Raw genomic sequence first — 5,136 nt, 5'->3', positions numbered from 1 at the left:
AATCCTCTGCGGCCTCTACGCCGACATCCTCAACATCCCCCACATCACCATCGACGACGACTTCTTCCACCTCGGCGGACACTCCCTCCTCGCCACCCGCCTCGTCAGCCGCATCCGCACCACCCTGGGCACCGAACTCCCCATCCGACAACTCTTCCAGACCCCCACCATCGCCCAACTCAGCACCACACTCGACCAGGCGGAAACCGCCCGCGCCCCCCTCACCCCCCGCGAACGCCCCGACCGCATCCCCCTCTCCCACGCCCAACAACGCCTCTGGTTCCTCCACCAACTCGAAGGCCCCACCCCCACCTACAACATGCCGGGCAAGCTCTGGCTCACCGGGGAACTCAACCACCACGCGCTCACCGCCGCGCTCAACGACGTCGTCGCGCGTCACGAGACCCTCCGCACCCGCTACGCGCACGACGACCGGGGCGCACACCAGGTCATCGTGCCCGCCGCCGAGGCAACCGTCGTGGTGCCCGTGATCGAGGTCGACGAGGGTGACCTCCCCGCCCGCGTTGAGCGGGCCGCCCACCACCCGTTCGACCTGACGTCGGAAATCCCCCTCCGCGCGACGCTCTTCCGGCTGGCGGACGACGCGCACGTTCTTCTTCTGCTGCTTCACCACATCGCCGGCGACGCCTGGTCCGTCGGCCCTCTCACCCGGGACCTGACCACCGCCTACACCGCACGTCGCGACGGCGCAGCCCCCGCCTGGCAGCCGCTCCCCATCCAGTACGCCGACTACGCGCTCTGGCAGCACGAGGTCCTCGGCACCACCGACCACCCCGACAGCGTGGCGGCCCGGCAGCTCACCTACTGGACCAGGGCACTCGCCGGCCTGCCGGAGAAGCTCGAACTCCCCACCGACCGACCCCACCCGGCGACCGCCTCCTACCGGGGCGACACCGTTCCCGTCGCCATCCCCGCCACGCTGCACCGGCGCATCGCCGACCTGGCCCGGCACTCACACACGAGCGTCTTCATGGTGCTCCAGGCGGCGTTGGCCACGCTCCTCACCCGGCTGGGCGCCGGCACCGACATTCCCATCGGCACGGACATCGCCGGGCGCACCGACGAGGCCACCGACGACCTCGTCGGCTTCTTCGTGAACGCTCTCGTGCTGCGCACCGACACCAGCCGCAACCCCACCTTCCGCGAGCTGCTGGACCGCGTCCGCGACACCGATCTCGACGCCTACGCCCACCAGGACCTCCCCTTCGAACGGCTCGTCGAGCACCTCAACCCCACCCGCAGCCTCGCCCACCACCCCCTCTTTCAGGTCATGCTCACCCTCAACAACACCGACCAGGACGCCCAGGGCACGGTGGCCGAGATGCCAGGACTCCGCGCCGCGCTGGAGCCGGCGGGGACGGGTGTGTCCAAGTTCGACCTGGCCTTCTCCTTCAAGGAGTCCCGTGACGCGGAGGGCACGGCCAACGGTCTGAACGGTGCGCTGGAGTTCAGCACGGACGTCTTCGAGTCGACGACGGCGCATTCCCTGGCCGCCCGTCTGGTGCGGCTGCTGGACGGTATCACCGCGGACCCCGACCAGCCGGTGGACGCCGTCGACATCCTCGACGACTCCGAGCGGCACGAGCTGCTGACCCTGTGGAACGACACCGCCGTCGACTATCCGGCGACTTCGAGCGTGCACGCCCTGTTCGAGGAGTGGGCGGCGCGAACCCCGGACGCCGTGGCCGTCGTCGCCGGAGACGAGGCGCTGACCTACGGGCAGCTCAACGTCCGGGCGAACCGCCTCGCCCACCGTCTGCTCCTGCTCGGGCTGCTCCCGGAGGACAGGGTCGCCGTTCTCCAGGAACGTTCGATCGACCTGGTCGTGTCGAGCCTGGCCGTCCTCAAGGCGGGCGGCGCTTATGTACCGCTGGACCCCCAGCAACCCGCCAGTCGCTCCACGTGGATCCTGCGGGACACCGCTGCCCTGGCCCTGCTCACCGACCGCGACGAGGACGAGTTCGGCTTCTCGGTCGACATCCCGGTACTGCGGGTGGACCGGGACGCCTCATGGTCGGACGATGAGCCCGAGACCAACCCCGCGGTGCGGACCGACGCCGAACAGCTCGTCTACGTCATGTACACCTCCGGGTCCACCGGCACGCCCAAGGGCGTCGCCAACACCCACCACAACGTCGTGCACCTCGCGGCGGACCGGCACTGGCGGGCCGGCAACCACGGGCGTGTGCTGATGCACTCCCCCTACTCGTTCGACGCCTCCACCTTCGAGATGTGGACGCCCCTGCTCACGGGCGGCCGGATCGTGGTGGCCCCGGCCGGGCACCTCAGCCCCGGCGACTTCGCCGGGGTCATCACGGAGCAGGGCGTGACCGCGATGTTCGTCAGCGCGGGCTTCTTCCGCGTGCTGGCGGAGGAGCGCCCCGAGTGCTTCAGCGGTGTCCGGGAGATCTGGGCCGGCGGTGACGTCGTCTCGCCCACCGCCGTACGCCGGGTGAGGGAGGCGTGCCCGGGAACCGTCGTCGCGAACGAGTACGGTCCGACGGAGACCACCGTCTTCTCCGCCGTCAACCCGATGGGGCCGGACGCACCGCACCCGCGCGGCACCGTTCCCATCGGCCGCCCGCTGTGGAACACCCGCCTGTACGTGCTGGACGGCCGGCTCCGGCCGGTGCCACCCGGCACCGGCGGTGAGCTGTACATCGCGGGATCCGGCGTGGCCCGCGGCTACCTCAACCGCCGCGAGCTCACGGCACACCGCTTCGTCGCCGACCCGCACGGCGCTCCCGGCACCCGCATGTACCGCACCGGCGACATCGCCCGGTGGCGGCGGGACGGCCAACTGGAGTTCCTCGGCCGGGTCGACGATCAGGTCAAGCTCCGCGGCTTCCGGGTGGAACCCGGCGAGATCGAGGCCGTGCTGACATCACTCCCCGACATCGCCGAGGCCGCGGTCGTCCTCCGCGAGGACCGGCCGGGTGACAAGCGTCTGGTCGCGTACACCGTGACGGGAACGTCGGTCGCGGAGGAGACGCTGCGCGCGCACGTGGCGGCGGAGCTGCCGGAGTACATGGTGCCCTCGGCGTTCGTCGCCCTCGACACGCTTCCCCTGACGCTCAACGGCAAGCTGGACCGACGGGCCCTGCCGGCGCCCGTCTACGGGGACCGCCCGACCGGACGGGCGCCGCGCACCCCGCACGAGGAGATCCTGTGCGGCCTCTACGCCGACGTGCTCGACGTCCCCCAGGTGACCATCGACGACGACTTCTTCCGCCTGGGCGGGCACTCCCTCCTCGCCACCCGCCTCGTCAGCCGCATCCGCACCACCCTCAACACCGAGCTGTCCATCCGCCAGCTCTTCGAGACCCCGACCGTCGCCGGCCTCACCGCTTCCCTCGGGGGCACCGAGGGCGTTCGCGCCCCGCTCACCGCCCGAGAACGGCCCGAGCACGTCCCGCTGTCCTACGCCCAGCAGCGCCTGTGGTTCCTCCACCAGCTCGAAGGCCCCTCCCCCACCTACAACATCTCCGCCGCGCTGCGCCTCACCGGGGCACTCGACCACCGTGCCATGCGCCACGCGCTGCACGATCTGACCACCCGCCACGAGACCCTGCGCACCGTCTACGAACAGGGCACCCGCTCCCAGGCCCGGCAGCGCGTGCTGCCTGCGGAGCGGGCACGGCCCGAGTGCGCGCTCGTCGACCTGACCGAACGGCCGGGCGACCTCCAGTCGGAACTCACGGGAACGGCCCGCCACTGCTTCGACCTGTCCTCCGAACTCCCGTTGCGCGCGTGGCTGTTCCGGCTGTCGGAAGACGAGCACGTGCTGCTGCTGGTGTTGCACCACATCGCGGGTGACGGCTGGTCCATGGGCCCCCTCGCCCGCGACCTGACCACCGCCTACACCGCACGCCTCCACCACCGCGCCCCCGCCTGGCACCCCCTGCCCGTCCAGTACGCCGACTACGCCCTCTGGCAACACGACACCCTCGGCACCACCGACCACCCCGACAGCCTCGCCACCCGACAACTCACCTACTGGACCCAGACACTGGCCGACCTGCCAGAACAGATCCCCCTCCCCACCGACCGCCCCCGACCCGCCGTCGCCAGCCACGTCGGCGACTCGCTCGGTTTCACCCTGCCCCCCGCGCTCCACCGCGAGCTGACCACGTTGGCCCAGCAGAACGGTGCCAGCCTGTTCATGGTGCTCCAGGCCGCGTTGGCCACCCTCCTCACCCGCCTCGGCGCCGGCACCGACATCCCCATCGGCGCCCCCATCGCCGGACGCACCGACGAAGCCACCGACGACCTCGTCGGCTTCTTCGTCAACACCCTCGTCCTGCGCACCGACACCAGCGGCAACCCCACCTTCCGCCAGCTACTGAACCGCGTCCGCGACACCGACCTCGACGCCTACGCCCACCAGGACCTCCCCTTCGAACGCCTCGTCGAACACCTCAACCCCACCCGCACCCTCGCCCACCACCCCCTCTTCCAGGTCCTTCTCACCCTCAACAACACCGAGGACCGGACGGAACACGGCGAGATCCTTCGCCTTCCGGGGGTGGAGGCCCAGGAGATCAGGATCAAACGGTCGCTCTCGAAGTTCGACCTCTCCCTGGGGCTGGCGGAGAAGCGTGACCCCGAGGGCACGCCCGCCGGGATCAGCGGGTCCCTGACCTTCAGCACGGACCTGTTCGACCACGAGACGGCCCAGTCCCTCGTGGACCGCCTGATCCACCTCCTGACCACGGCCGCCGCGCGCCCCGACCTGCCCGTCACCGAGATCGACATCCTCACGGGGGCGGAGAGGCGAAGGCTCCTGGAGGAGTGGAACGGACGACCACACCTGGAAACGCCGCCGGTGGACGTGGTCGCGTTGTTCGAGGAACGGGTGGCGGCGGCGCCCGACGCGATCGCGTTGGTCGACGCGAACGAGCGTCTGAGCTATGCCGAGTTGAACGCGCGGGCCAACCAGATCGCCCGCTGGCTGCGCAAGCAGGGCGCCGGTCCGGAGAGGTTCGTCGCCGTCGACATGCCCCGAGGAACAGAGGCCGTCACCGCACTCCTCGGCGTGCTGAAGAGCGGCGCGGCGTATCTGCCGTTGGACCCGGACTACCCGACCGAACGCACCACCCACATCCTCACCGACGC

Annotated in this window: 1 protein-coding gene; it reads left to right on the top strand. The window is 70.7% G+C overall.

Going from position 1 to position 5,136, the window contains the following annotated elements:
- The coding region (locus tag CRP51_RS27790; RefSeq protein ID WP_141514703.1) for a non-ribosomal peptide synthetase at nucleotides 1–5,136 on the top strand (5,136 nt) is incomplete at both ends.

The organism is Streptomyces zhaozhouensis (genome assembly GCF_900230195.1).
Classification (GTDB): Bacteria; Actinomycetota; Actinomycetes; order Streptomycetales; family Streptomycetaceae; genus Streptomyces; species Streptomyces zhaozhouensis.
Note: the sequence above shows the minus strand (reverse complement) of the source record. Positions and strands in the feature narration are given on the sequence as shown.